The following is a 3,436-nucleotide window of genomic DNA, read 5'->3' on the forward strand; positions in this document are numbered from 1 at the left end:
CCCCCGCGCCCGACGAATCCCCCCTCGCCCGCCGGGAGTCTGGTGAACGTCCAGACACCCGGCGAGGAGGGGGGACCCCGGCATGGGGCCCGCAGAGACGAGCAAGCGTGTGCGGCGAGGTGTGCCCTGGCTGGTGCTGGGGCTGTGGGTGGTGCTGCTCGCGGTCGTGGCGCCGTTCGCGGCGAAGCTCGGGGACGTGCAGCAGGACCGGGCCGTGGACTATCTGCCGGCGAGCGCGGACTCGACCCAGGTGGCGAAGATCCAGGACCGGCTGCCCGGAGGGGAGAGTACCGAGGTGGTACTCGTGTACCACCGGGACGGCGGGCTGACCGCAGCCGACCGGGACACCGCCGCCGGGCAGGTCGCCGAGATCGCCGCGGCGCACCGGCTCGGCGCGGAGCCCCGGGGCGTCCCGTCCGAGGACGGCACTACCCTGATGTATCCGATCGCCAGCACCGAGCCCGGCACCGACGAGCAGAAGCGGGACGCGTTCGTGCACGACGTGCGGGACGTCGCCCGGAGCGAGGGCGGGCTGACGGTCGAGGTCGGCGGTCCGGGTGCCCTCGCCACCGACGCCAGTGAGGTCTACGACTCGCTCGGCGGGCCGTTGCTCTACACCACCGTCGCGGTCGTGGCGCTGCTGCTCATCCTCATCTACCGCAGCCCGTTCCTGTGGCTGGTGCCGCTCGTCGTCGCCGGAATCGCCGACTACCTGTCGATGGGCGTCGCCTACGGGCTCCACCAGACCTTCGGGACCACCGTCTCCGGGCAGAGCTCCGGCGTGATGACCATCCTCGTGTTCGGCGCGGGGACCGACTACGCGCTGCTGCTCGTGTCGCGGTACCGGGAGGAGCTGCGGCGCGTCGAGCGGCCGTACGACGCGATGCGCGCCGCCCTGCGCGGGTGCGGGCCCGCAGTACTGGCTTCCTCGGGGACCGTGGCGGCCGGGCTGCTGTGCCTGCTCGCCGCCGACCTCAACAGCAGCCGGGGGATGGGACCGCTCGGGACGCTCGGTGTGCTGTGTGCGCTCGTCGCCATGCTCACGCTCCTGCCCGCCGTGCTCGTGCTGCTGGGACGGCGCGTGTTCTGGCCGCTCGTGCCCGCGTTCGGCAGCGAACCGAAGCAGCGGCGGAGCCTGTTCGCCGTGATGGGCTCCTCCGCGGGGCGGCGGCCCCTGGCCGTGCTCGCCGGCGGTGCGGTGCTCCTGGGCGCCCTCGCGCTCGGCGTGCTGAACCTGCCCGGCTCGCTCAAGCAGGAGGACTCCTTCGTCGACAAGCCCGACGCGGTCGCCGCGATGGAGACGCTGGCCCGCGCCTACCCCGGGCAGGGCACCCAGCCCATCACCGTGATCGCCCCGACCGCTGAGGCCGACGCCGTGCTCAGCGTCGTACGAGGGAACGACGGCGTCGCCGCGGCCGAGCGCGGGCGCGGTGGGGGAGGGTGGACCGAGATCTCCGTCACCGCGAAGGCCGCGCCCCAGTCGGCCGCCGAGACCGCCACGATCAAGTCCTTGCGGGAGGAACTGGACGGCGCGCACGAGGGCGCCCTGGTGGGCGGGCCCAGCGCCGAACAGATCGACCTGGAGAACACCAGCGACCGGGACCAGACCGTCGTCGTGCCCCTCGTGCTCGTCTCCGTGCTGCTCATCCTGATCGCCCTGCTGCGCAGCCTCGTCGCGCCGCTGATGCTGGTCGCCGCCGTGGTCGCGGTGTGGGGGGCCTCGCTCGGGATCGGGGGACTCGTCTTCGGGCCCGTGTTCGGGTTCGAGGGGACCGACCCGGGGCTGGGACTGCTGTCCTTCGTGTTCCTCGTCGCCCTCGGCGTCGACTACGGCATCTTCCTCATGCACCGGATGAGGGAGGAGTCACTGGCCGGCGCGGAGCCGGGCGCCGCCGCGCTCACCGCGCTGCGCACCACCGGCGGGGTCATCGCCTCCGCGGGCCTGGTGCTGGCCGCCACGTTCGCCGTCCTGACGAACATGGGGCTCGTCCAGCTGGTCGAACTCGGCTTCGTGATCGCGGTGGGCGTGCTGCTCGACACCTTCCTCGTCCGCACCTACCTCGTGACCAGCGCGAGTGTCGCCCTGCGGCGGAAGGTGTGGTGGCCGGGGCGGCTGTCGAAGGAGCCGGAGCCGCCCGGCCGGGCGCCGGAACCGGAGCGCGTGTCCGTTGGCTGAGTACGGTCCGGGCGCCCCTCTCTCCCAGAGGGGCGCCCTCCCGACGGATCTCTCCCGGAGGGGCGCCCTCGCGACGGATCTCTCCCGGAGCGGTGCGTTCCTGACGGAGGATGAGCCCGTGCAGGCAACCACCACGTCCGTGCAGGCAACCACCACGCCCGTCCGGGCGACCACGCCGACGGCACGGTCCCCTCGCGGCGAGCGGATCATGGCGGCGATCGGCCGCGGCCCCCGCACCGCCCCGCACGGCACCCGCAACGACGCACTGCTGGCCATCGCGTTGGCCGCCCTCGCCGCGGGTGTCGTCCCACTCGGCGAGCACGGGCTCCGGCCGGACGCACTCGGCTGGACCCTGCTGTTCCTCGCCCACGTGCCCCTCGTGTGGCGCCGCCGCCGTCCCGTGCTCGTCCTGTTCGCGGTGGTGGCCTGCGTCGTCCCGTACCACGCCCTCGACAACAACCACTCCGCGCCCATCCCCGCGACCATGACGGTCCTGTACACGATCGCGGCGACCGGCACGGCACGCCGTACGCTGCTCACCGGTGCCACCGTCCTCGGCGTGACGCTGACCGTCAACGCCCTCACCAACCCCGACGGCGTGCGCGAGGTCCTGCGGATCTTCGGCTGGATCATCGCCGTTCTCTTCTGCGGCATGAGCACCCGCTTCTACCGCCAGTACATCGCCGCCATCGTCGAACGCGCCGAGCGCGCCGAACGCACCCGCGAGGAGGAGGCCCGCCGCCGGGTCGCCGAGGAGCGGCTGCGCATCGCCCGTGACCTGCACGATCTCCTCGCCCACAGCATCACGCTGATCGGCGTCCAGACGTCGGTGGCCGCGCACGTCCTGACCGCCGACCCGGACCGGCTCGACCGGACGGCGGTCGCCAAGGCCCTCGACGACATAGCCGAGACCTGCCGCACCGCGCGCGGCGAACTCCGCGGCACGCTGGAGGTGCTGCGGGAGCCGGAACACGGTGTCGAGCACGGTGTCGAGGCGCGCGGGCCCCTGCCCGGCCTGGACGGACTGCCCGACCTCGTGGACGCGGCCCGTGTCGGGGGCGCCCGCGTCGAGGTTTCGGTCGCCGCGGACGACGTGCCCTCGGCGGTGGGCGCCGCCGCGTACCGGATCGTGCAGGAGGCCCTCACGAACGCGGTGCGGCATGGGGGAGCGGATGTCGCGGTACGGGTCGTTGTGCGGGCTGACGTGGGGGCGCTGCGGGTGTCGGTGACGGATGACGGTGCGGTGGGTGGGGGTGACGT

General features: G+C 73.5%; 2 protein-coding genes. Both read left to right on the plus strand.

Going from position 1 to position 3,436, the window contains the following annotated elements; all coding sequences use genetic code 11:
* The first annotated feature begins 82 nt into the window (after positions 1 to 82).
* Positions 83 to 2,176 carry an MMPL family transporter gene (locus tag FNH08_RS47335; protein ID WP_152778088.1) on the plus strand — a complete coding sequence of 698 codons (2,094 nt, stop codon included), beginning with the start codon at positions 83 to 85 and terminating at the stop codon, positions 2,174 to 2,176.
* Positions 2,177 to 2,384: 208 nt separating this feature from the next.
* Positions 2,385 to 3,436, plus strand: a 1,052-nt coding sequence (locus FNH08_RS47340; RefSeq protein WP_152778089.1) for a sensor histidine kinase, incomplete at its 3' end; no start/stop codon positions are given.

This window comes from Streptomyces spongiae, assembly GCF_009377185.1.
Classification (GTDB): Bacteria; Actinomycetota; Actinomycetes; order Streptomycetales; family Streptomycetaceae; genus Streptomyces; species Streptomyces spongiae.